Genomic DNA, 23,874 nt, shown 5'->3' on the forward strand with positions numbered 1-23,874 from the left:
GCGCGGGACGGGCCCTGCCGTGCGCGCGTCACGGCGCGCCGACCAGGGGCGGCTCCCCCCCGGTCGGCGGTGAGCGCCGCGCGCGGGGCACGCACCGGCGACGGGGGCCGATCCGGTCCACCAGGACCGTCTCGATCACCTGGACGGTGGCCTGCGCAGGCGCGTGGACCCGCTGCCCTTCGGCTGTGACGCGGATCAGGCGCCGGTGCGCGGAAGCCGGGTCGGGGTCCTGCTCCGGCAGACCCGCGCCGATCCGGCCGGGCACCGCCTGGTGCGCGCTCTGCCGGGTGACGCCGGTACGGCGGGCCGGCTCGGAGACGGTCGTGCCGTCGGCGTCGAGCACGGCGAAGACGGACGCCTGGGCCGTCGTCCGGCTGCTCGCCCGCGGCCTCCATGCCGGCGAACAGGGCTTCCTCGAATCCGCGTCGGGCCTCGGACAGCAACTGGGGCAGGTTGGGGCGCGACGGCTCATTGCACATAAGCGCGCACGGGACGCCAAGTCCGACAAAGGGCAATGAGTCCGGCGGTGTGTCGGGAAAATGACGACCGCCGCGCATTCAACGGGCGACCCGGTGAACAACCGGTGGTTACCGGGATGCGCGCGTCAGCCGGTACGTCCGCAAAACAGGCGGAACCAATATGTCCGCAGGGCCCGATACGGGCAGGGCTGGCGGCAAACGTTTCGCCAAGTCGGTGATAGCATCCCCGCGTCTGCGACCTTGGTCCACTCGGCTCGGGCGCCGCACTCGGAACGGCTTCTCGACCGGAAGTCGGCCGAGTCGTTCCGAGCGGTTGTGCAACGGATTCCCCCGAAGTCCGTCCACCGGTGGCTGCAGGCTACACATAGGAAAGGTATCCATGTTTCGAGACGCACTCGTTTGGTGCCTGGTCGCGGTGGCGTTCATCGCCGTCGTCGCGGCACTCGCGCTCAGTCGTCGCAACAAGGCCATTGCCGCAAAGAAGCGCCTGGCCGAGGCCGAACTCACCCGGCAGCTGAGCGTGGCCGACAGCCAACTTGCTGCTTTAAGCGCAGAGTTGCAGCAACACAGAGCCGAGCACGACAAGACCATCGCGGAGGCCGAAGAGGCCGCCGAGGAAAGCACGAAGGCCGTCCTCAAGGGATCGGCGCGCTTTCTCCAGAGTCTTGCCGCGGAACAGCTCGCACTGCTCGAGGAAATTCAGCGCAAATACGGCGGCCATTCCGTGCTGGGCGATCTTCTGGAGGTTAGCCACGCCAATGCCCAGATGGCGCGCAAGGCACAAGGCATTGCGGTGATGTGCGGTGCTCCGCTGGGCCGCCGCAATAGGCCGGCGAGCGTTTACGACGTGGTGCGCAGCGCACAGGGCCAGATTCGCAATTTCCGGCGCGTCGAAATCATGCAGCAGACCGGTTTCGCGCTCAAGGCGTCCGCTGTTTCCCCGGTCGCCCTCGCGGTCGCCGAACTTCTTGACAACGCTGCCAGCTTTTCCCAGCAGGGTTCGCCGATCGAGGTGAATTTCCAGCGGGTGCAGAAGAACCTGTGCATCGTCATCGACGACGCCGGTGTCGGCATGAACGACGAGGACCGGCAGAAGGCCTCCGCGCTGCTCTCCGGTGAGTACAGCCCCCGCCTCTCGCACCTCGGCAACCAGCCGAAGTTCGGTTTCCCGGTCATCGGCCTGCTCGCCCGGCAGTATGGATTCCGGGTGGACGTCACCGGCGTCTCCCGCTACGGCGGTGTGCGGGCGGTCGTCCTGCTGCCTGAGGAACTGTGGACCGAGGAGGAGCCGGCGGTGCCCGAGGAGCCCCAGGTCAGCGGTATCCGCGGCAGCGTGGGCCGGCCCGAGCCGGTGTCCCGCACCGCACACGGTCTGCCCCGCCGGGGCGCCCGTCAGGTGCCCATCGCCAGCGTTCCCGACCAGGACGCCGCCACGTCGCCCGCGGCGGCCTCGGAGGAGGCCAGCCGGGCCGTCGGCCGGAGCCTGGGAGCCTTCCAGCGCGGCACGCTCTCGGGCCGCAATCTCGCCTCGGCGCCGTCCGAAGGGTCCGATGACGCATGACCACCGACCTGTCGTGGATGCTCGAGGACATCGTGCACAACGTGCCGAAGGCGCGTCACGCCGTCCTGCTGTCCGCGGACGGCCTGCCCCGCGGCGCGACCGACGGCATGGACCAGAAGGACGTGCGGACCATCTCCGCCGCCATGGCGGGCATGCAGTCGCTCAGCCGGGCGACCTCCCACTTCGCCGGTCCCGGGGCGGACAGGCAGTGGAACCAGACGATCATCGAGTTCTCGCACGGCTGGATCTTCCTGATCGGCGCCGGCCAGGGCGCCTACCTGGCCGCCGCCGCGGCTCCCGACGTCGACATGCAGCAGATCTCCTTCCGCATGCACCGGCTCGTCGCCCGGCTCGGCAACAACCTCACCTCGCCGCCGCGCGTGCACGCCGACGGCGCCGACGGCCCGTCGGGCGGCGCCCAGCAGACGCCCGTCGGAGGCACAGGCATCCAGATCGCCGACCTCGACGCCGCGGTGGCCGAGGTGCAAGGCGCGCGGCACGCCGTCCTGTTGGGCCACGACGGCCTGCCGCGCGGCGCCACCACCGGCATGAGCCAGGACCTGGCGGACACCATCTCCGCCGCGATGACCGGCATCCACGCCTACAGCAGGGCCACTTCGCAGTTCGCCGGGCCGGACGCGGCAGCGCAGTGGCGGCAGACGGTCATCGAGTTCCAGCACGGCTGGATCTTCCTGATCTCCGCCGGGCCGGGCGCCTTCCTGGCGGCGGCCGCCGAACACGACGCCGATATCGAGCTGTTCACCACCCGCCTGCACCAGGTGGTGCCCCGGCTGAACGGATATCTCGCACCGCGCGGGGAGGCGAGCCGCACGTGAATGACGAGCCGGAACTCGAGCTGACGTCGGCATTAGTCCCGCTCTTCGTGATCACGAACGGCCGGTCGCTGCCACCGGACAATACCTACGAGCGCACGACGCTGGTGTCCGCGCAAGAAGGTGCGGGAGCCTCGGCGCGCACGCTTTCCCCGGAGGCGCGCCGGGTTCTGGAACTGGTGGCGGAGGGCTTTCTCTCCGTGGCCGAAGTGGCCGCGCACACGCATCTGCCGCTGGGGATCGTGCGGATTCTCCTGGCGCAGATGGAGGAGAGCGGTCACATCGTCGCGCGTAAGCCGGTTCCGCCCGCCGAACGCGTCGACCGGGAAGTGCTCAACGCCGTACTCGACGGCCTCAAAGCCCGATTCGGAGCGTGATTCGTGTACCTGGATTCAGGTGTTCTCACCGCGGTCAAGATCCTCGTGGTGGGGCACTTCGGGGTCGGGAAGACCACGTGCATCGGGAGCATCTCCGAGATCGAGCCCTTGCGGACCGAGGAGGAGATCACCGAGGCCAGCGTGGGCTTCGACGATCTGTCCGGAACCCCGGACAAGACCACCACGACGGTCGCCATGGACTTCGGCCGCCTGACCATCAGCGACGAGGTGGTGCTCTACCTCTTCGGCACGCCCGGTCAGGAGCGCTTCAAGGAGATGTGGGAGGAGCTGTCCCGGGGCGCACTCGGCGCGCTGGTCCTCGTCGACCCCGAGCGGCTGTCGGACTCCTTCCCGGTCCTCGACCTCGTCGAGCGGTTCGGCCTGACGTACGCCATCGGCGTCAACCGCTTCGAGGGCACGACCGACTACCCGCTCGCGGAGATCCGCGAGGCGCTCAACCTGTCCGAGCGGACCCCCGTGGTCGCCTGCGACGTACGCGACCAGCAGTCGTCGGCACAGGCTCTGATCACCCTCGTCCACCACCTTCTTTCCCTTCTCGACTAGGAGCCACTCCCACATGCAGCAGCCTCCCGGCATCCAGGGGCCCCCGCCCGGCTGCCCCGCGCACGGCAACGTCCCGCTCTACGGGCCCGAGTTCGGTTCCGATCCGGACGCCCACTACGACCAGCTGCGCCGCCTCGGCCCGAGCGCACCGGTGGACATCGCGCCGGGAGTCGAGGTCGAGCTGGTCACCAGCTACGACGCCGCCCTGTACATCCTGCAGAACCCGGCCTCGTTCGTCCGCGACTCGCGGCGCTGGCGGGCGCTGAACGAGGGGCGCGTGCCCGCGGACAGCCCCGCCCTGCCGATGATGGGTTACCGGCCCAACGCGCTGTTCAGCGACGGGGCGGCCCACGCCCGGCTGCGGCAGGCGGTCACCGACAGTCTGGCCGGCGTCAACGAGATGCAGCTCGTGCGGCAGACCCAGCAGTCGGCCGACTACCTGATCAGCCGGTTCAGTTCCGACCGGCTCGGGCAGGCCGAGCTGATGGCCGAGTACGCCCAGCCGCTGCCGCTGCTGGTCTTCAGCGACCTGTTCGGGTGCCCGCCCGAGATCGGCGACCGCGTCATCGTGGGCATCAGCGGCATCTTCGACGGCACGGCGGGCGCGGACCAGGTGCTGGGCGAGGCGCTCGGCGAGCTGATCGCGCTGAAGCGGCGTCGCCCCGGCAGCGACCTGACGACCCGTCTGATGGAGCACTCCGCACAGCTCACCGACGAGGAGGTGCTGCACCAGCTGGTGACGCTGCTCTCCGGTGGCACGGCCCCCCTGTCGGCGACCATAGGCAGCGCCGGCGCCCTGATCCTAGGGGAGGACTGGCAGGCCGGACTGCCGGTCGAGGACGCGGTCACCCAGGTGCTGTGGAACTACGCCCCGATCGCCAACTACGCCGCCCACTACCCCACTCACGACGTGGAGCTGGGCGCGCGGACCGTGCGGGCCAACGACCCGGTGCTGATCTCCTTCGCCGCGGCCAACACCGACCCCCGGCTGGCCGAGCACCGTGAACAGCTCAGCGCCAAGGCGCACCTGGCGTTCGGCGCCGGGCCGCACGCCTGCCCGGCCAAGGACCCGGCTTTCGTGATCGCGGTCACCGCCGTCGAGTCGCTGCTCAACCGGCTGCCCGACGTCGAGGTCCGGGTTCCGTTCAAGGACCTGAACTGGGTTCCCGCCCCCTGGAGCCGGTCCCTGGTGACCCTCCCGGTCCGGTTCACGCCCCGCAGCGTCACGCCCGCGCAGGCGCCCGCGCCGCAGCCCGCCGCGGGCGCCGCGCACCGGGTCCCGAACCCCGCGCCGCACGCCGCGGCTCCGGCAGCGCCCAAGGCGAGGCCCGGTCTGTTCAGCCGGTTCCTGGCATGGACCAGAGGAGAGTGATGTAGGCAACTCGCCCCGCGCATAGTCATCTTGTATGTATCAGCCATCGGTTGGGTATGCATGGCGCGCCGATGCTGACGATCAAGAAGGGACCGTCGTGGAGATCGCGACAACTCCGCCCGCCGACAGACGCTTCGCCGTCTCGCTCTTCTCCCGCCTGCGGACGGCGAAAGGACAGGCCAACCCCTTTCCGATCTATGCGGAGCTCCGGTCGCGGGGCGGAGTGGTCGCGGCACCGTGGGGAGGCCATCTCGTCACCGGCTTCGATCTGTGCGACCAGGTCCTGCGGGGCCGCGAGTGGCTGGAACCCGACACACGCTGGCGGGAGCAGCAGGGGGACGGGACGCGCTGGACTGCGCCCTCCTCACGGGAGATGAGCAGGACGCTGCCCGCGCTCAACCCCCCGGACCACACCTGGGTGCGCCGGTCGGCCGGCGTGTTCGACCGCACCTCCCTGGAGGAACTGCGCGGGACGGTCGAGCAGATCACCGGCGGGCTCCTCGACACCCTCGCCGAGCGGCTGCGCGACGGCGAGGCTGACTTCAACGCGCTGGTGAGCGAGGAGCTGCCGGTGGCCACCGTCGGCCACTGGCTGGGGCTGCCGGCCGCCGACTTCCCCCGCCTGCGGGACCTGACCCACGACCAGGTCTTCACCCAGGAACTGCTGCCGTCGGCCAGCCAGCTCGCTCTGTCCGACGCGGCCACGGCCGAGCTGCGCGCCTACTTCACCGAGCTGGTCCGCGACCGGCGGGCGCATCCCGGTGAAGACCCCGTGTCCCGCTGGATCGCGGTGTGGGACAGCATGGAGAGCGATCGCGACAAGGCCGACGAAGCGGTCTACTACCTGGCGCTGTTCGTGCTGCTGGCGGCGCTGGAGACCACCTCCACACTGCTGTCGACGACGGCCCTGTTGCTGCTGGAGCACCCCAGGCAGTGGGCCCGGCTCGCCGTCAGCCCCGACCTCGTCCCCGCGGCCGTCGAGGAGTCGCTGCGCTACGACCCGCCCACGCACGTCATCAGCCGCGTCGCCTCCCGGGACTGCGTGCTCGGCGGCACCGAGGTGCGCGCGGACGACATGGTCCACCTCATGGTGGGCGCGGCCAACCGCGACCCGGCCCGGCACCCGGACCCGGAACTGTTCAACCTGCACCGCAAGCCGGGCCACCTGTCCTTCAGCGGAGGCATCCACTACTGCCTCGGCGCGCCGCTGGCCCGCCTCGAGGCCCAGACCCTGCTCCACCAGCTCGTGCGGCGCTTCCCGCACCTCACCCTCGTACGCCGGCCGTCCTGGGCACCGCGCGTGGCCTTCCGGCGCCTGCTGAACCTGGACGTCGCCCTGTCATGACCGAGACCCTCACCTCCTCCCCCGCCGCGTCCCACGGCGAGGCGCTGGACGCCGAACAGGACGGGCCGGTCCTGCGGGTCCGCCTCAACCCCTCCGGGCAGGACAGCACCCTGACCGTGGCCGCCCTCGACGGTCTGGCCGACCTGCTCCACGGCCTCCACGACCGCCCTGACGTCCGGGTGCTGGTGCTGTCGGCCGCGGGCGAGGACTTCTGTCTCGGGGCCGACCGCGACGAGTACCGGGCCGCGCTGGCGGAGGACCCCACGGGGGCCGTCATGCGCCGGATCGCGGACAAGGCCCACCGGGTGTGCGAGGCACTGGAGAACACCCACGCGGTCACCGTCGCCCGGCTGCACGGCAGGGTCATCGGCGCGGGCCTCGCGCTCGCCTCGTTCTGCGACCTGCGCGCGGGCGCCGACACCTGCAGCTTCCGCATGCCTGAGATCGGCGTGGGGCTGCCGCCGGCCTGGGGCGGCGCGATGGGCCGGCTGATCGTCGAGGGCGGCGCCGCGCGCATCCGTGAACTCATGCTCACCTGTGACGCCTTCGACGCGGCCACCGCCCACCGGCTCGGTCTGCTGCACAAGGTCGTGCCGGCCGGGGAACTGGACGCGGCCGTCCAGGCCTGGGTGCGGCCGCTGGTGCGTCGCTCGGCGGAGGCCGTGACCCTCACCAAGCGCATGCTCGCGGGCCACTCGCGGGCCGCCCGCACCGCGGACGTCGCGCTGCTCGACGCGCACCTGCTGACCGCGGAGCTGAGCCGGCCGCGCCCGCGGCGGGCGGGTGAGCACGCCTAGGGTTTGCCGCCGGACCGCGCGGCCGGGGCCGCCTTCGCAACAGGCCCCGGGGCCCGCCGGAGGCCACCGCCACCACCACCGGACGGTCGGTGGCGTGGCACGGCGAAGCGGGCCGTGCCGCCGGTGGCACGGCCCGCTTCGAGCGGGGGGTGGCGCGTCCTTGGGGCGTCAGCGCACCTTGTTCAGCTTGTCCAGGGCCTTCGCCAGGCCGTTGGCCCAGAGCTGGTTCACCCGGGACCGCTCCGTGGCGTTGGGGTAGCGGTTGGTGCAGGACGTGCCGGGGCCGCCGCCCGACATCAGCTCGCTGCACGGGCCGCTGTAGTGGTCCGGCAGCCCGAGCACGTGGCCGGTCTCGTGCGCGGTGACGCGGATCGAGTCGTACTGCCGGTTCTGCGCGTAGTCGAGGAAGATGTAGCCGCTGCCGTGGCCGTTGGTGGAGGCGTACGAGCCCCGGGAGTCGTTGCCCTCGTAGTACGAGAAGTCGGCGCTGCCCGAGGTCGACGCGAGCTTGACGTTGGTCACGGAGCTGTTCCAGATCGAGGCGGCGCTCGATATCTGGGAGCGGAACGTCGGCGCCTGGGAGGCGTTGTAGTAGACGGTCACCGACTGCAGGCCGGGGTTGGCCGCCTGCTTCCTGGCGACCGAGTTGAGCACGGCCTCGAAGAACGCCTTGTTGTTCGCCGCCTCCTGGGCCGAGCCGGTGTACCCGGCCCGGACGGTGGCGGTGGAGCCGGCGGTGTGGGCGCTCGCCGGGATCGCGCTGCCCAGGGCCGCGAGGGTCACGCCCAGGCCGAGCGCAAGCAGTCTCCTGGAGGCCTTCGCGGACGTGGAGGACGCACGGGTCGACGTCATGTGGGGGGCTCCTACTCGTTCGTGTGGGGTGGTGAACGATCGGTCGCCAAGAGTGTGGGTCAGCCCGGCGGCCCGGCGGATGATGGCAACCGGGGATAGCGCACGGCTATCAGGGCGACTCGTGCTGTTCCGTGGGCGTTTGAACATCTGGCGCCTCGTCAGACCCAGCCCTTACGCTCCGCGCATGGAGCTCGAGGTGAGGCACTTACGCGTGCTGTGCGCCATCGCCGACGCCGGCAGCCTGCACAAGGCGGCCCGGGAACTGGGCATGGCCCAGCCCACGTTGAGCACGCAGCTGCGCCGCATCGAGCAGTCGCTGGGCGGCCGGCTCTTCACCCGCGACCGCACGGGCAGCCGCCCCACGCCGCTGGGTCGCATCGTGGTGAGCCGCGCCCGGCCGCTGGTCGCCGAACTCTCCGCGATCGTGACGGAGGCCCGGGCCGCGGCCGCCCGCGCGGCCTGCGGCCCCCGGCTGCGCATCGGCGCCACGGCCAGCCGGGCGATACCGGGCTGGCTGAGCCGGCTGCGCACCCGCATGCCGGCGGTCGAGCCCGGCCTGCAGATGGACGTGTCCGCGAACTCCCTGCTGCGGCAGGTCGCCGAGGGCGGACTGGACCTGGCGTTCGTGCACGAGGTCGAGGGCAGTCCGCTGCGCGTGCCGGACGGGCTGTGCCTGCGGGTCCTGGTGGAACGCGAGCCGCAGTTCGTCACCATGGCCGCCGCGCATCCCGCGGCCGCCCGCCGCGAGGTGCGGCTGGCGGACCTGGCGCACGACCGCTGGATGGTGGACGCCACGGTCGACGGCGAATGGGACGGAGTGTGCCGGGTGCTGCGCGCCGCCGGGATCGAGCCCGAACTGCTGCACGGCGACTACCTCACCGCCTACTTCCTGGCCGCCATCGGCGAGGTGGTCACGGTCAGCCAGCCCACCGCGCTGCCGCCCCGCTCCGACCTGGTCATCCGGCCCCTCCAGGGCGACCCGATAGGGGTGCGGCTGCTGCTCGCGGCCCGGACGGCGGAAGAACTGCGCACCGGCTTCCGGGAGTTGGAGGAGGCCTACTGGGAGGCCGCGCGTCAGGCCCCGGCGTACCAGGAGTGGCTGGCACGCGGGGCCGCCGGGAGGTCCGCGCATCCGCTGCGCGCGGTGGGCGCCTGAGCAGCGGTGCGTCACGGGCGGCCGGTACGCCGCCCGCGTCCGCGCCGCCCGGAGGGGCACCGGATCCCGGGGGTACGCGCACGTCGAGCGCACCCCACGGACGGTCATGGAGGTCTTCCTCGGGGAACGCGCGTTCCCCCGGGGTTCACCCGTCCGCAACAGCCGCTCCACCCACGCGGATTCCATGCCCCCCAAGCCGTCCGGTCCCCGTGTGCCGCGCCGTGGCGCCCGCGCCGTCCGGGCCGTGGCCCTGATCGCCCTCGGCGCGGCCCCGCCGGCGCGGCGGATCCTGAACCCGCCCAGGCGCCGGCTCCGCGGACGGCGGACTGGCGGGCACCGGCTCCGGCCTCGCCCTGCCGCCGGCGGGCGCGGCGGCCGGGGCCGTCGTCGTCCTCGGCGGGAGCGCGGTGGTGGTGGTCCGCCGTCAGCGCCGCCCGGCGGCGCTGACGGCACCGGGCGGACGCGGGGCGGGCCGGCTCGCCGGAGTGGCCGGTGGGAGGCACCCCGGTCCGGGCAGGCGGGAGGCACCCCGGGTCCGGGCCGGCGGGCAGGGCGTCTCCGGGACGGTGGCCGACCGCGGGCCGAGGGCCGTGCCGGGGTGCGGCACGGACCTCGGCGGCCCGCACGGCCCTCGGCGGCGCGGCACTCGGCCACGGCCCGCTCCTAGCGGCGCAGGGCGGCCATGTTGCGGTAGCCGATCGCGGCGTGCTCCAGGGACTGGCCCGGGTTGGTGCCGCTCGGGGCGTTGTCCTGCTCGACCATCGGGTTGTGGTAGTTGCGGTGGCCGACACGGGAGAAGAACGTCGTGTAGTCGATGACGCCGGTGCCGAACGGGACCATGTCGTAGCCCATCCCGTTGGTGTTGTTGACGACGCCGTCCTTGGCGTGGAACAGGGGGTACCGCTTGTCGTTGCGTTCGACCAGGCCGGCCGGGTCGAAGACGTCGGTCAGCGCGGAGCCGTCGTGGGCGGTGTAGGTACGGAACTTGTACTGGGCCACGTGCGCCCAGAAGACGTCCATCTCCAGCCAGACCAGCTTCGGGTCGGTGATGGACAGGAAGTACTCCAGCTTGCGGATGCCGGAACTGCGGGTGGGGCGGCCCTGCGCGTCCAGCGGGCCGCCGTCCAGCAGGAAGCCGTAGGCCGCGTCGTGGTTGTGGGTGTAGAGCTTGAGTCCTTCGCGGCGGGCGAGGGCGCCGAGCGCGTGCCACTTGTCGGCGGCCACGTCCCAGTCGGCCTTGTAGGAGCTGCTGGTGGGGTCGCCGCCGGTGCCCACGTGGGCCATGCCCAGGATGTTGGCGATCTCCAGGTGCTTCTTGAAGGTGTCCAGGTCGGCGCTGCTCAGCGGCCAGGAACCCGGGATGAAGCCGTGGTTGCCCTGGGCGCGCAGACCGTTGTCGTCCAGCCAGCGGCGCAGCAGCCTGGCGCCCTCGACGGACTCCAGGTTCGCGCCGCCGGGCGCGTTGGCGTGCTGGCCGTAGCCGGCGAACTCGACCTGGCGGTAGCCGTAGCGTGCCAGTTGCTCGAACACGGCCCGGAACCCGGACGGGAGGGTGCTGGCCAGCGGGTCGCGGCCGATCGCGTCGCGCACGGTGTAGAGGATGATGCCGCGCTTGTCCGCGGGCACCAGCGTGTGGCCTTCACCGGTGGCGGCCGCCGCCTTGGGGGCGGCGTGCACCGGAGCCGCGCCGAGGACGGGCGCGGCGATCGCGCCCGCCGCGACGGCCGTGCAGGTGCTCAGGAAGCCGCGGCGGCCGATGCCGAGGCTGCGGCGCAACTGGTCAGCAGTGTCGTGGGTGTTGTTCACGGGTGCCTTCCCTCAGGACGGGTCGCCGGTGCCGAGGCCGGCGAGTTCGAGCAGGAGTGACTTCACGTCGGTGGCCGCGATGCGGTCGCCGACGGCGCGGGGGGTGGAGCACAGGAGGAGCGGACCGTCGTCGTCGCTCGTGGGCAGCCGGCCGTGGCTGCCGCGGATGGGCGAGGGGTCCAGCGGGACGACCGCCATGCGGTAGCGCAGCCCGAGCTTCTTGCGGGCGAGGGCGGTGGCGGCCCTGAGCTTGACGTAGGGGTCGAGCGGGTCCATGAACAGCTCGACCGGGTCGTAGCCGGGTTTGCGGTGGATCTCGACGAGCCGCGCGAAGTCGGGGGCCCGGTCGTCGTCCAGCCAGTAGTAGTACGTGAACCAGGAGTCCGGTTCCGCGACGGCGACGAGTTCGCCGGCCCTCGGATGGTCCAGGTGGTGGGCCTTCTTGCCCTCGTCGTCGAGGAGTTCGCCGATGCCGGGGAGCCCGTCGAGGGCGGCCCGGGTGGCGGCGAGGTCCTCGGGGCGGCGGACGTAGACGTGGGCGATCTGGTGGTCGGCGACGGCGAAGGCACGTGAGGCCATCGGGTCCAGGTACTCCATGCCGTCCTGGGTGTGCACCTCCAGCAGACCGGCGCGGCGCAGGACCCGGTTGATGTCGACGGGCCGGCTCACCGGGGTGATGCCGTACTCGGAGAGCACGACGACCGTGCGTCCCTCCGTCCGGGCGTCGTCGAGCAGCGGGGCCGTGGCCGCGTCGAGGTCTGCGGCCGCCCGCAGGGCGCGGGGGTCGTCGGGGCCGAAGCGCTGCAGGTCGTAGTCGAGGTGCGGGAGGTAGCAGAGCGCCAGGTCGGGCCGGCGGGTGCGGACGACGTGCCGGGTGGCGTCGATGATCCACCGGCTGGAGGCCAGGTCGGCGCCGGGTCCCCAGAAGCGGAAGAGCGGGAACGTGCCGAACCGCTCGGTGAGTTCGTCGTGGAGCGCGGGCGGCCGGGTGTAGCAGTCGGGTTCCTTGCGGCCGTCGGCGTAGTAGACCGGGCGGGGTGTGACGGTGATGTCGGTGTCCGCGCCCATGGCGTACCACCAGCAGATGTTGGCCACCGTGTAGCCGGGGTGGGCGCGGCGGGCGGCGTCCCACAGCTTGTCCCCGGCGACCAGGCCGTTGTGCTGGCGCCACAGCAGTACGTCGCCGAGTTCGCGGAAGTACCAGCCGTTGCCGACGACGCCGTGCTCGGCGGGCAGGGCGCCGGTGAGGAAGGTGGACTGGGCGGCGCAGGTGACGGCGGGCAGGACGGTGCCCAGGTGGGCCCGGGAGCCGGCCGCGGCGAGCGCCTGGAGGTGCGGCATGTGGCGGAGCAGTTTCGGGGTGAGGCCGACCACGTCGAGGACCAGCAGCGGGGTGGGCCGGACGGGCGCGGTCATGGCAGCTCCTTGAGGCCGAGGTCGGTCAGCAGGTCGCGGGCGAGGGCGAGTTCGGCGGCGATGCCGTCGGTGAGGCGGTCGCGTGTGCGAGGGCGCAGCTCGGGCGGGAGCGCCTGCCAGGTGTAGGTCTCGACCTCCAGGTGCCGGGTGAGCGGGCGGGGGCCGCCCACCAGCCGGGCGAGCGCGTCCCGCAGCACGGGCAGGGTGGCGGTCAGGGGTGCCTCCGGGGACGCGTGCAGCGGCACGTGGAAGTGAGCCCGCCAGGGGGCGCCGGAGGGCAGGGCGCCGCCGCCGAGGGCCTGGCCGAGGTCGTCGGTGCCGTGCAGCCCGGTCTCGGTGACGGTGCGGGTCTGGTGCAGGAACCGAGGCTCGGCGAAGGCGGCGAGGGCTTCGCGGACCTCCGGCCGGCCGGGGTGTTCGGCGTGCAGGGCGGCGGACAGCTGGGACTTGACGACGGGTACGCCGGCGGCGGCGAGCGCGTCCAGTGCCGTGCCCGGCTCCTCGAAGGAGGTGGCGAGGTGGCAGGTGTCCACGCAGACGCCGATGCGCGGGTGTCCCACGGCGGTGAGCGGGGCGAGGGCGTCGCCGGTGGTCTCCACCGTGCAGCCGGGCTCGGGTTCCAGGCCGATCCGGATGGAGCGGCCGGTCAGCTCGGCCAGGGCGTCCAGGCGCTCGGCCAGGGTGAGCAGGGCCCGGTGCCCCGCGCGGGCCCGGTCGGCGCTCCAGGCGGTGCGCCAGCCGAGCGGCAGCGTGGAGATGCTGCCCTCGGTGACGTCGTCGGGCAGCAGTGCGGTGAGGATCCGGGCCAGGGCCATGGTGTGCGCGAGGCGCTCGGGGTCGGCCCAGTCGGGCCGGTAGACGCGGTACTTGACCTCGGCGGAGCCGAACCCCTCGTACGGGAAGCCGTTGAGCGTGACGACCTCGAGGCCGCGCCGGCGCAGTTCGCGGCGGAGCGCGCGCAGCGCGGCGGGGTCGCCGTCCAGGGTGCGGGCGGCGTCCCGGGCGAGCCAGAGGCCGATGCCGAGGCGGTCGCGGCCCAGACGGCGGCGCACGGGCTCGCAGTGGTCGCGGAGCTGGGCGAGGACGCCGTCCAGGGTCTCGGCGGGGTGGACGTTGGTGCAGTAGGCGAGGTGGACGGTGGTGCCGTCGGGGTGGCGCAGCCGCATCGCGGTCACTCCCCGCCGCGCAGCAGGGAGTTGCCCTCGTGGGTGGCCTCCGGCGTTCCGGTCCCCAGGTCGAGGCGGCCGCTGAGTCCGTAGAAGGCGACGGGGTTGCGCCACAGCACCCGGTCGACGTCGTCCTCGGTGAACCCCTCGGCGAGCATGAGGTCGGCGACCCGGCGGGTCTTCAGCGGGTCGCTCCTGCCCCAGTCGGCCGCGGAGTTGACCAGGACCCGCTCGGGGCCGTACTCCCGCAGGATCGACACCATCCGGTGCTCGTCCATCTTGGTGTCCGGGTAGACCGAGAAACCGAGCCAGCAGCCGCTTTCCCTGGCCTGCGCGACGGTCGTCTCGTTGAGGTGGTCGACCAGCACCCGGTCGAGGGGCAGCGCGGACTCGCGGACGACGTCGAGGGTGCGGCGCAGCCCGGCGAGCTTGTCGCGGTGCGGGGTGTGCACCAGTGCGGGCAGACCGTGGTCGGCGGCGAGCTGGAGCTGGGCGGCCAGGGCCTTGTCCTCGGCGGGGGTCATGGAGTCGTAGCCGATCTCGCCGACGGCGACGACGTGGTCCTTGACGAGGTAGCGGGGCAGTTCGTCGAGGACGGGCAGACAGCGCGGGTCGTTCGCCTCCTTGGGGTTGAGGGCGAGCGTGCAGTGGTGGGCGATGCCGTACTGGGCGGCGCGGAACGGCTCCCAGCCGAGCAGTGAGTCGAAGTAGTCCAGGAAGGAGGCGGGCGAGGTGCGGGGCTGGCCGAGCCAGAATGACGGCTCGACCACGGCGCGGACGCCCGCGGCGCGCATGGCCTCGTAGTCGTCGGTGGTGCGGGAGGTCATGTGGATGTGGGGGTCGAACAGGCGCATCAGGACTCCTCGCTGGACGTGGCGGCCAGGGCCAGGACGTGGTGGAGGCCGTTGGGCACGGGCCGGCCCGCGGCGGTGCGCTCGGCCGCGAAGTCGGCGAGCATGCGGGCCAGTTCGGCGTCGCCGCGGGCCCGTTCGGCGAGGCCGGCGACCGCGTCGACGGGGACTCCGGTGAACAGGCACTTGAGAACGGCGTGCCGCCAGGCGTGGGGTTCGAGGTGACGGGCCCCGTAGGGACCGAGGGCGGCGGCGACCAGCCGGGTGTCGTTGGTGCGCAGGGCGTCCTCGACCAGCGCGAGGGCGTCGGGGCCGGCAACGAGGTGCGGCAGGGCCTGCAGGACGGCACGCCGTTCGGCGGCGGTGCCCTGGTGGTAGACACGGCTGAGCACGGCCGCGTCGGCCCGGGCGGCGCGCAGGATCAGCACGCGGACGGCGTCTGCGTGCCCGTTGCCGCAGCGGCGGCCGGCCTCGGCGAGCCGCAGCTCCCACGCGGAGATCGGGCCGTGCCCGCCCGGGCGGGCGGCGGCCTCCTCCAGAGCCTGGTGGAGCCAGGCGCGGGCCTCCGGGCCGAGGTGGGTCTCCAGGTGGTCGCGGAGGGCTTCGGCGCCGGTGTCCGCGAGGGGTGAGGTGTTCATGCGGTGCTCCCTTCTGGCACGGCCGCGGTGCCGGCGGCGGCCGCGCGCAGGAACGGCAGGGACTCCTCGGCGTACCGGGGTCCGGCGTGGGAGTGGCGGGGCAGCTCCACCACGGTCAGCCCGCGGTAGCCGGCCGCCTCCAGGGCGGCGAGGACGGGCGGGAAGTCGATCTCTCCCTGGCCGAACGGCAGGTGCTCGTGGACCGGGCGCCGCATGTCCTCGATCTGGACGTGCCGCAGCCAGGGCGCCGCGGCGCGCACGCAGTCCGCGGGCGGCAGGGGCTCCAGGCACTGGCAGTGGCCGATGTCGAGGGTGAGGCCGAGGGCGGGCGGGTCGCCGAGCAGGCCGCGCAGGTGGTGGAAGTCGGCGAGGGTGGCCAGCAGGTGGCCGGGTTCGGGTTCGACGGCGAGCGGGACGCCGGCGGCGCCGGCCGCCTCCAGGACCGGGGCGAGGGCAGCGGCGAGCCGGGGCCAGGCCGTGGCGCGGTCAGTGCCCGGCGGAACGATTCCGCTGAAGCAGTGCACCGCGTGCGCGCCGAGGTCGGCCGCCACCCGTACCGCGCGCAGCAGCAGGTCCACGCGCCGCACGCGGTCCCGCGGGTCCGCGTCCAGCAGCGAGGGGCCGTGCTTGCGGCGCGGGTCGAGGACGTAGCGGGCGCCGGTCTCCACGGTGACCGTGAGCCCCAGTTCGGCGAGGCGGCGGGCGACCCGCCGGGTGCGGCCGGCGAGGCCGGGGGCGAGCGGGTCGAGGTGCATGTGGTCGAGGGTCAGCCCGACGCCGTCATAGCCGAGATCGGCGAGCAGGGCGAGCGCGTCGCCGAGCCGCAGGTCGGTCAGGCCGTTGGTGCCGTAGCCGAAACGCAGGGCGGATGGCCGAGGGGTCATGCGGGGATCACCTTCCTTCCGGACCACTGGGACGTGCGGGGTGAGGACGCCGGCCGCCCGGGCGTCATGTGACGTTCACCCGCCTCGCGAGCCACCGGGCCGGCGGCCCGAGGGCCACGGTGGCGAGCGCGGTCGCGGTGGCTCCGGCACGGGCCGCGAGGGCGGCCTGCAGCGGGATGGTGGCGCGGATGCCCGCGCCGACCGCGCGCTGGGTGAGCGGCGGTGACGGGTTGAGCGCGGCGTGCAGGTAGGGACGGACGGCGGTCCCGGCGTAGCCGACGGCGAGGGCGGTGCCGAGGAGCGTGGGCGGGCGCGGCGGCAGCGCCCGGGCCAGCAGGGCGGTGGTGGTGAGGGCGGCGAGCGGGGCGAGCGGGGAGCCGGTGCGGGTCTCCTGGCGGGAGACGGCGGTGACGGCGAGGGTGTGGGTGCCGAGCAGTGCGGCCGGGACGAGTGCCGGGCGAACGCGTCCGGTGCCGGCCGCGGCGCCGAGCAGCAGGTCGAGGCCGCGGGCCGCGGCCATCGCGACCGGCCCTGCGGGCGTGCGCTTCAGGCCGAGGTCGTACGACCAGACGGCGGCCGCGAGCGGCACGGCGACCGCCAGCGCGGGGCGTCCCGCGCGGGCGGCCAGCGCGAGACCGGCGGCCGTGAACGCGCAGGCCGCGGCGAGGGCGGCGGCGGGGCGGACCCGGCCCGACGGAATGGGCCGGTGCGGGCGTTCGACCGCGTCCTCCGCCCGGTCCGCCCAGTCGTTGAGCGCCATCCCCGCCTCGTACAGACACAGCGAGCAGCCGACGGCGAGCAAGGCGCGCGGTCCGGGCCGCCCGGCACCGGCGGCCACTCCGGCGAGCGCGTCCCCGGGGACGGTGAACAGCGCGGGCAGCCGGAGCAGTTCGGCCCAGGCGCGCAGACGGGCGGGGGCGGCGGGCCCGGTGGTGGCGCGGCTAGCCGCGGCCGGACCGGCGACCCCAGGACGAGCCGGGGCCGATCCGGCGGCCCCAGGACGGTGATGCCCGGGCCGCTCGGACGTCGCGGTGAGCCCGGCCGTGCCGGCCACCGTCGCCGAACCGTACGGGCTCGTCACCAGGCCGGTCCGCTCGGCCGAGCCGGTACCGGCCCGCAGATCAGCCCCACTTGCCGAGCCGGTCACGCCGGACGGGTCAGCCCCGATTGCGGAGCCGGTCACGCCGGACGGGTCAGCCCCGCTTGCGGAGCCGGTACCCCCGCCCGATAGGACGGTTCCGGGTGGCGGTGGCCCCGCGGCCGGGACGGCCGGGGTCGTCGGGACCGCCGGGACAACCGGGGCCGGGGTGGCCGGGACCGCCGGGACAACCGGGGTTGGGGTGGGCGGGACGGCGGGGGTAGCCGGGACATTCGGGGTGGTCGGTGTGATCGGGACCGCCGGGACAGCCGGGGTGGTCGGGACAGCCGGGGTGGTCGAGGTGGTCGGGGTGAGCGGGGTGGTCGAGGTGGTCCAGGTGGCCGGCGCCGGCCCCCGGAGGGGCGGTGTCGTCTGCCGGACGGCCGGTGCGCCGCCGGCCCGGCGGGCCGGGCCGGCGGGCTCACCGGCCCGGACCGCCGCGGACAGGAGCGGCAGGCCCAGTGCGGCGGCCAGCGTGCGCAGCCGGCTCACTCCGTCTCCCCCAGCCGCCCGGCGAACCGCACCAGGGCCGCGTACTGCTCCGCCAGCGCCGCCGGGGCGTCGCCGACCGGGTCCTTGAAGAAGAAGGCCAGTTCGGCGAGGGGGCCGGTGAGACCGCGTTCGTGGGCGCGGGCGGTGAGCCGGGCCAGGTCCAGGACGAGGGGGGCGGCGAGGGCCGAGTCGCAGCCCTGCCAGATCGTCTGCAGGATCATGCGGGTGCCGAGGAAGCCGTCGAAGGCGATGTGGTCCCAGGCGGTCTTCCAGTCACCGAGCGCCGGTACGTCGTCGATGTGGACCTCGCCCTCGGGCGTGCCGCCCAGGGTGTCGGTGAGGACGCGTTCCTTGCCGGCGTTCTTGGCGGCGGCCGCGGCCGGGTCGGCCAGACTGGCGCCGTCGCCGCCGCCGAGCAGGTTGGCGCCGGACCAGGCCCGGACGTCCAGCGCCCGCTGGGCGAACATGGGGCCGAGGACGGAGCGCAGCAGGGTCTGGCCGGTCTTGCCGTCACGGCCGGCGTACGGCACCGCGCTCGACGCGGCGAGCGGGGCGAGGGCCGGGTGGTGCAGACCCGTGGACGGGGTGAAGTTGACGTAGGGGCAGCCGGCGCGGAGGGCGGCCGCCGCGTACAGGGAGCTGGGCGGCAGCTGCTGTCCGGCCGGTGCGGGTTCGGTGGAGGCGACGTTCACGACGACCGCGCGGGCCAGTCCGCGCCGTCCTACGAAGTCCTGGATGTCGGCGGCGAAGGCGGCGATCAGCGCGTCCGCCTCCCGGGTGTCGCCGGGCAGCGGGCCGCCGGGCCTGATCTCCCGTTCGGCGTCGGCGAGTTCGGCCGCCACGGCGGCGGGCAGCCCGGGCGGCAGGACACCGCCGGCGGCCAGCTCCTCGGCGCGCTTGGGCAGCGGGCAGGCCGTGGTGTCGTGCCCGCCGAAGACCAGGGACGGCAGGGCGGGCAGGCCGCTGCCGGCGAAGGCGGGCGTCTCGGTGACCAGGCCGGTGGGCGGGCGCAGACCGGCCGTCACGGCGGCGCATCCGGCGACGACGGTGGTGGCGACCGAGCCACGGGCCCCGACGAGCCAGACGCCGGTGCGAGGGGGACGGGAGAGGGACGCGGACATGAGCAGCCTCCTTGTCCAGGGCACGAACTCCCCGAGGGGATGGGGGTGGTGACGGCGGGCGGGGGTCCGGCGTCCCCCGCCCGCCGCCGTTCAGTGGCCCTTGCCGGGCAGTTCCTTGATCCGGACGTCACGGAAGGACACCTGGTCGCCGGCCCCGTGGTTCTGCAGGCCGATGTGTCCGTCGGTGAGGCTCCGGGCCGGGTCGGTGTTGGTGAAGTCGTTGATCTTCACGCCGTTGAGCCAGATCCGCAGGCGTTCGCCCTGGACCCGGATCTCGTACGTGTTCCACTCCCCCGGCGGGTTCAGCGCGCGGTCGCGCTTCTTCAGATCGGCGGACTTGAAGCCGTAGACGGACCCCGTGGTCTTCTCCGGCACGTCGGTGGCGTCGATCTGGATCTCGTAACCGTTGTCCACGGCCGACCACGGGTCGTCCGAGGGCGGGAAGCCCACGAACACACCGGAGTTGTCGTCGCCGGCCACCTTCCAGTCGAGCTTCAGCGAGTACGAGCCGAAGCTGCGGTCCGCGTACCAGAGCAGGCCCATCCCGCCGGTCGAGGTGAGCGTGCCGTCGGCGGAGCGGGTGAAGGAGCCGGGACCGGCCTGTTTCCAGCCGTCCAGGGAGGCGGAGGTGCCGTCGAACAGCCGGCTGTATCCGTTCTCCGGACGGCAGTCCGCCCGCACGTCACCGATGGCGTACCGCAGGCCGCCCAGAAGGTGGGCGCGGAACGCCGGGTCGGTGTACGACTCCTTCGTGTGGCCGCCCCCGGTGTAGAAGGCGCGGCCGCCCCGGTACTCCTGGCACCAGGCGATGGGGTGGTCCCCCGCCATGGTGCCGCCGGAGTACGAGGTCTCGTCGAGCGAGGCTAGGACGTGCGCCCGCTCGCGGGGGTTGGAGCGGTAGTTGTACCACTCGTCGGTGCGTTCCCAGGTCCGCCCGAGGTGCGCCGTCGCCGGGTGGGCGCGGTCCTCGACGTTCACGGCGGCTGGCTGGATCGCCGGGTGGTTCTGGAACCAGGCGCCCGCGAGACCGCCGTAGAACGGCCAGTCGTACTCGGTGTCGGCGGCCGCGTGGACGCCGACGTAGCCGCCGCCGTCGCGGATGTACCCCTCGAACGCGTCCTGCTGAGCGGTGTCGAGGACGTCACCGGTGGTCGACATGAACACCACGGCGTCGTAGCGGCGCAGGTTCTTGCCGGTGAAGGCGCCGGCGTCCTCGGTGGCGTCGACGGTGAAGCCGTTCGCCTCGCCGAGCTGCTGGACGGCCGTGACACCCGCGGGGATCGAGTCGTGCCGGAAGCCGGCCGTCTTGGAGAAGACCAGGACACGCTTGGCGTGGGCCGGGTCCGACACGGCGGGTGCGGTCACGCAGCCCAGGAGCAGGGCGGCGCCGAGCGCCGCGGTGGTGATCCTTCCCTTTGATCGCACGGTGTGTCCTCCTCTCAGCCGGTGGTGAAGGTGAAGTCGTCGACGTCGAACAGGGCGCCGCTGCCGCCCTTGAAGACGAGGTACAGGGTGGTGGTGCCGCGCGGTGCGCGGGACAGCGCCGCGGAGACGTCCTGGAAGGTGTCCCAGCCGCCGGTCACGGGCACGGTGGCCTTGCCCAGCAGGGTGCCGGTCGCGGAACCGGCGCGGACCTCGAGGGTGCCGCCGGCGCCGGCGGAGGCGACCCGGGCGGTGATCTTCTTGGCGTCGCTCAGGACGTACGGGGTGAAGGCGATCCAGTCGCCGTCGTGGATGTCGCCGACGGCCTTGGCGCCGTGAGCGGCGCTTCGTGCGGTCACCGTGACGCCGGAGGAGGTGCTGAAGTGCTCGGCCTGGCGGTGCCGGGGCTGCAGGACGCTGCGGGCGTGCGTGGTGAGCGCGTCCTGGCCGCCGCCTCCGCCGTCGGTGTACTGGGCGTCGAGGACACCGAAGATGTTGGCGTCCTGGTCGTGGCCGCCGTCGGCGCTGGTCTGGATGGTGCCGGAGCAGCCCTGCGCGGAGGTCAGCGGGTGGCCGTGGGTGTCGTGGCCGAGGATGAAGTTGACGGTGACCTTCGAGCAGTCGACGGCCTTGCCGTCCTCGGGGTCGGTGACCTTCACCTTGAACGGCACCGCGTCACCGAAACTGAACAGCTGTCCGTTCTGCGGGAGTTCCAGGGTGACGTCGGGCGCGGTGTTGCCGACGACCACCTGGACGCCGGCGCTGCCGGTGCGGCCGGTGGTGTCCTTCGCGGTCACCGTGGCGGTGTAGGTGCCGTTCTTCTTGTACTTGTGCGTGGGGACGGCTCCGGTCGCGGTCGCGCCGTCGCCGAAGTCCCAGCTGTAGGTGAGCGCGTCACCGTCCTGGTCGCTGGAGCCGGCCGAGGAGAAGGCCACCTTCAGCGGCGCCTGCCCCGAGGTGCGGTCGGCCGCGGCCTGGGCCACCGGTGAGTGGCCGTCGGTGGCGTTCTCGATGCGGAAGAGGCCCGAGTTGTCGTCGCCGCCGAACCAGGAGAGGCCGTAGTCCAGCACGTAGAGGGCGCCGTCGGGGCCGAAGGCCATGTCCATCACCTGGGTGCCGCTCCAGGGGACGTCCTTGATCGACTGGACCTTGCCGTCGGCGTCGCTGGTGATGCGCTTGATCCAGCGGCGGCCGAACTCACCGGCGAAGAAGTCGCCGTCGTAGGCCTCGGGGAACTTCACGGGCGAGTCGAGCGTGGCGTCGTAGTGGTAGACGGGGCCGCCCATCGGGGACTCGGAGCCGGTGCCGAACTCCGGTACGGACGGGCCGTCGTAGGGGATCCAGGCCGGCTGCGCCGGGGGCAGGTCGGTGAGGCCGGTGTTGTGCGGCGAGTCGTTCTTCGGCGCGGAGCAGTCGAACGTGGCGCCGGAGGTCTTCGTCGCGAAGTCGTAGTCCACGTACGGGTCGTTGGCGCCGGTGCAGTACGGCCAGCCGAAGTTGCCCGGCTTGGTCACGCGGGCGAACTCGACCTGGCCGGCCGGGCCGCGCTTGGGGTCGGCGGCGCCGGCGTCGGGGCCGTAGTCGCCGACGTAGAGGATGCCGGTCTTCTTGTCGACGCTGAACCGGAACGGGTTGCGGAAGCCCATCGCGTAGATCTCGGGCCGCGTCTTGTCCGTGCCGGGCGGGAACAGGTTGCCGTCGGGGATGGAGTAGGAGCCGTCGGCGTTGACCTTGATGCGCAGGATCTTGCCGCGCAGGTCGTTGGTGTTGCCCGCGGTGCGCTGGGCGTCGAAGCCCGGGTTGCGGTCGGCGCGCTCGTCCAGCGGGCTGTAGCCGTCGGACTGGAAGGGGTTGGAGTCGTCGCCGGTCGACAGGTACAGGTTGCCCGCCGCGTCGAAGTCGATGTCACCGCCGACGTGGCAGCACAGGCCGCGGGTGGTCCTGACGTCGAGGATCTGCTTCTCGCTGGCGGTGTCGAGCGTGCCGTCACTCTTCAGCACGAAGCGGGAGAGGCGGTTGACGCCGTCGAAGGGCGCGAAGTCGGCCGCGGTGCCGGTCTCGGGGGCGTCGCCGGCCGGGGTGTCGAGCGGGGGCGCGTAGTAGAGGTAGATGAAGCGGTTGTCGGTGAAGTCCGGGTCGACGCCGACGCCTTGGAGGCCCTCCTCGTCGTGGGAGTAGACGTCGAGCTTGCCGGCGAGCTTGGTGTTGCCGGCCGCGTCGGTGAGGCGCAGCTCGCCGTCGCGGGAGGTGTGCAGGACGGAGCGGTCGGGGAGGACGGCGAGCGACATGGGCTCGCCGACCTCCGCCTCGCCCTTGGCGAGGGTGACCTGCTGGAAGTCCTCGGCCGCCGCGGCGGTCGCGTCCTGGCCGGTGACGGCTGCGCCGGCCTGCGGGGTGGTCAGGGTGAGGGTGGCGCCGGCCAGCAGCGCGCCGCTGAGCAGCGCGACCGCCTTGCGCATACGGGTTCTGTGGGTTCCGGTGCGGTTGGTGCGATCGTTCCCGTGCACGAAATGCCTCCAGTGCGGGGCTGGTTGTACGGGCGGGTGCAAGCGCCGGGATGCGCCGTCATCCCGGAGACGGGGCGACTGACCTCGCTCTGACGGTCAGCTGGAGAAGGCCGCGTCGAAGGACGCCGACGGCGGCTCGTAGTCGTGGGCCCTGAGGCGGGCCAGGGCCTCGGGGGCGCCCTGCAGCCGGTCCATGCCGGCGTCCTCCCACTCGACGGAGACGGGGCCCCGGTAGTCGATGGAGCGCAGCATGCGGAAGACGTCCTCCCAGGGGACGTCGCCGTGCCCGGCGGACACGAAGTCCCAGCCGCGGCGCGGGTCGCCCCAGGGCAGGTGGGAGCCGAGCCGGCCGTTGCGGCCGTCGAGCCGCTTGCGGGCCTCCTTGCAGTCCACGTGGTAGATGCGGTCGCGGAAGTCCCACAGGAAGCCGACCGGGTCGAGGTCCTGCCAGACGAAGTGGGAGGGGTCGAAGTTCAGCCCGAACGCGGGGCGGTGGCCGATCGCGTCGAGCGCGCGGTGGGTGGTCCAGTAGTCGTAGGCGATCTCGCTGGGGTGGACCTCGTGGGCGAACCGCACGCCCTCGGCGTCGAAGACGTCGAGGATGGGGTTCCAGCGCGTCGCGAAGTCCTCGTAGCCCCGCTCGATCATCGACTCGGGGGCGGGCGGGAACATCGCGACGAGGTGCCAGATGGCGGAGCCGGTGAAGCCGATGACGGTGTCGACGCCGAAGGCGGCCGCGGCACGGGCGGTGTCCCTCATCCGGTCGGCCGCCCGCCGCCGCACCCCCTCGGGGTCGCCGTCGCCCCACACCGCGGCGGGCAGGATGGCCCGGTGGCGCTCGTCGATGATGGCGTCGCAGACGGCCTGGCCGACGAGGTGGTTGGACACGGCCCAGCACCTCAGGCCGTACTTGTCGAGGAGCTGGTGGCGGGAGGCGAGGTAGGCGGGGTCGGACAGGGCCTTGTCCACCTCGAAGTGATCCCCCCAGCAGGCGAGTTCGAGGCCGTCGTAGCCGAAGTCGCGGGCGAGCCGGCAGACCTCCTCCAGGGGCAGGTCGGCCCACTGGCCGGTGAACAGGGTGAACGGGCGCGGCATGG

General features: G+C 73.2%; 21 protein-coding genes. 8 read left to right on the top strand and 13 right to left on the bottom strand.

What is annotated here, in order from left to right; all coding sequences use genetic code 11:
- Positions 1–28: 28 nt before the first annotated feature.
- Positions 29–343, bottom strand: coding sequence for a MarR family transcriptional regulator (locus tag ACFQ9Z_RS00605; protein ID WP_383009112.1), 315 nt, complete (start codon positions 341–343; stop codon positions 29–31).
- A 515-nt stretch (positions 344–858) separates the two neighbouring features.
- Between ACFQ9Z_RS00605 and ACFQ9Z_RS00610 the strand changes: the two genes are divergently transcribed.
- The 7 genes from ACFQ9Z_RS00610 (at position 859) to ACFQ9Z_RS00640 (ending at position 7,328) form a co-directional block, all read left to right on the top strand.
- Positions 859–2,040, top strand: coding sequence for an ATP-binding protein (locus ACFQ9Z_RS00610; protein ID WP_383009114.1), 1,182 nt, complete (start codon positions 859–861; stop codon positions 2,038–2,040).
- Positions 2,037–2,876: a roadblock/LC7 domain-containing protein gene (locus tag ACFQ9Z_RS00615; protein WP_383009116.1), complete on the top strand. Its 840-nt coding sequence runs from the start codon at positions 2,037–2,039 to the stop codon at positions 2,874–2,876. Before ACFQ9Z_RS00610 ends, ACFQ9Z_RS00615 begins: the two co-directional genes overlap by 4 nt.
- Positions 2,873–3,250, top strand: coding sequence for a DUF742 domain-containing protein (locus ACFQ9Z_RS00620; RefSeq protein ID WP_383009118.1), 378 nt, complete (start codon positions 2,873–2,875; stop codon positions 3,248–3,250). The genes ACFQ9Z_RS00615 and ACFQ9Z_RS00620 overlap by 4 nt, the downstream gene beginning before the upstream one ends.
- 3 nt (positions 3,251–3,253) lie before the next feature.
- Positions 3,254–3,814 (top strand): ATP/GTP-binding protein, encoded by a 561-nt coding sequence (locus tag ACFQ9Z_RS00625; protein WP_383009120.1) that lies wholly within the window; start codon positions 3,254–3,256, stop codon positions 3,812–3,814.
- 13 nt (positions 3,815–3,827) lie between these two features.
- Positions 3,828–5,186 carry a cytochrome P450 gene (locus ACFQ9Z_RS00630; protein WP_383009122.1) on the top strand — a complete coding sequence of 453 codons (1,359 nt, stop codon included), beginning with the start codon at positions 3,828–3,830 and terminating at the stop codon, positions 5,184–5,186.
- A 97-nt stretch (positions 5,187–5,283) separates the two neighbouring features.
- The gene (locus tag ACFQ9Z_RS00635) at positions 5,284–6,531 is read left to right on the top strand and encodes a cytochrome P450 (protein WP_383009124.1); all 1,248 of its coding nucleotides are present in this window, start codon (positions 5,284–5,286) and stop codon (positions 6,529–6,531) included.
- Positions 6,528–7,328 (top strand): enoyl-CoA hydratase/isomerase family protein, encoded by an 801-nt coding sequence (locus ACFQ9Z_RS00640; RefSeq protein ID WP_383009126.1) that lies wholly within the window; start codon positions 6,528–6,530, stop codon positions 7,326–7,328. The genes ACFQ9Z_RS00635 and ACFQ9Z_RS00640 overlap by 4 nt, the downstream gene beginning before the upstream one ends.
- Before the next feature lie 168 nt (positions 7,329–7,496).
- On the opposite strand, the gene snpA is transcribed toward ACFQ9Z_RS00640, so the two are convergent.
- Entirely contained in the window at positions 7,497–8,180 is a 684-nt protein-coding gene (gene snpA, locus ACFQ9Z_RS00645; RefSeq protein WP_383009128.1) for a snapalysin, read from the bottom strand.
- A 184-nt stretch (positions 8,181–8,364) separates the two neighbouring features.
- On the opposite strand from snpA, the gene ACFQ9Z_RS00650 reads away from it, so the two are divergent.
- Positions 8,365–9,336, top strand: coding sequence for a LysR family transcriptional regulator (locus tag ACFQ9Z_RS00650; protein WP_383009130.1), 972 nt, complete (start codon positions 8,365–8,367; stop codon positions 9,334–9,336).
- A gap of 663 nt (positions 9,337–9,999) precedes the next feature.
- Here the strand turns inward: ACFQ9Z_RS00650 and ACFQ9Z_RS00655 are convergent.
- The 11 genes from ACFQ9Z_RS00655 to ACFQ9Z_RS00705 form a co-directional block, all read right to left on the bottom strand.
- Complete coding sequence (locus ACFQ9Z_RS00655; protein WP_383009132.1) at positions 10,000–11,142, bottom strand: sugar phosphate isomerase/epimerase family protein; 1,143 nt, start codon at positions 11,140–11,142, stop codon at positions 10,000–10,002.
- A gap of 12 nt (positions 11,143–11,154) precedes the next feature.
- Positions 11,155–12,558: an alkaline phosphatase family protein gene (locus tag ACFQ9Z_RS00660; protein ID WP_383009134.1), complete on the bottom strand. Its 1,404-nt coding sequence runs from the start codon at positions 12,556–12,558 to the stop codon at positions 11,155–11,157.
- Positions 12,555–13,724 carry a metabolite traffic protein EboE gene (eboE, locus tag ACFQ9Z_RS00665; protein WP_383009136.1) on the bottom strand — a complete coding sequence of 390 codons (1,170 nt, stop codon included), beginning with the start codon at positions 13,722–13,724 and terminating at the stop codon, positions 12,555–12,557. The genes ACFQ9Z_RS00660 and eboE overlap by 4 nt, the downstream gene beginning before the upstream one ends.
- 5 nt (positions 13,725–13,729) lie before the next feature.
- Positions 13,730–14,578, bottom strand: coding sequence for a TatD family hydrolase (locus ACFQ9Z_RS00670; RefSeq protein ID WP_383009138.1), 849 nt, complete (start codon positions 14,576–14,578; stop codon positions 13,730–13,732).
- On the bottom strand, positions 14,578–15,213 hold the full coding sequence (locus ACFQ9Z_RS00675; RefSeq protein WP_383009140.1) for an EboA domain-containing protein: 636 nt from the start codon (positions 15,211–15,213) through the stop codon (positions 14,578–14,580). The genes ACFQ9Z_RS00670 and ACFQ9Z_RS00675 overlap by 1 nt, the downstream gene beginning before the upstream one ends.
- Positions 15,210–16,097 carry a sugar phosphate isomerase/epimerase family protein gene (locus ACFQ9Z_RS00680; RefSeq protein ID WP_383009142.1) on the bottom strand — a complete coding sequence of 296 codons (888 nt, stop codon included), beginning with the start codon at positions 16,095–16,097 and terminating at the stop codon, positions 15,210–15,212. Before ACFQ9Z_RS00680 ends, ACFQ9Z_RS00675 begins: the two co-directional genes overlap by 4 nt.
- 64 nt (positions 16,098–16,161) lie before the next feature.
- The gene (locus tag ACFQ9Z_RS00685) at positions 16,162–17,151 is read right to left on the bottom strand and encodes an SCO3242 family prenyltransferase (protein WP_383010267.1); all 990 of its coding nucleotides are present in this window, start codon (positions 17,149–17,151) and stop codon (positions 16,162–16,164) included.
- 572 nt (positions 17,152–17,723) lie between these two features.
- Entirely contained in the window at positions 17,724–18,848 is a 1,125-nt protein-coding gene (locus tag ACFQ9Z_RS00690; RefSeq protein WP_383009144.1) for an inositol-3-phosphate synthase, read from the bottom strand.
- 90 nt (positions 18,849–18,938) lie between these two features.
- Positions 18,939–20,273: a ThuA domain-containing protein gene (locus ACFQ9Z_RS00695; protein WP_383009147.1), complete on the bottom strand. Its 1,335-nt coding sequence runs from the start codon at positions 20,271–20,273 to the stop codon at positions 18,939–18,941.
- Between the two features lie 14 nt (positions 20,274–20,287).
- Positions 20,288–22,777: a PQQ-dependent sugar dehydrogenase gene (locus ACFQ9Z_RS00700; RefSeq protein WP_383009149.1), complete on the bottom strand. Its 2,490-nt coding sequence runs from the start codon at positions 22,775–22,777 to the stop codon at positions 20,288–20,290.
- 96 nt (positions 22,778–22,873) lie between these two features.
- Complete coding sequence (locus ACFQ9Z_RS00705; protein ID WP_383009151.1) at positions 22,874–23,872, bottom strand: sugar phosphate isomerase/epimerase family protein; 999 nt, start codon at positions 23,870–23,872, stop codon at positions 22,874–22,876.
- Positions 23,873–23,874: the final 2 nt, after the last annotated feature.

This window comes from Streptomyces sp. NPDC056580 (genome assembly GCF_042793175.1).
In the GTDB taxonomy this organism is placed as follows: Bacteria; Actinomycetota; Actinomycetes; order Streptomycetales; family Streptomycetaceae; genus Streptomyces.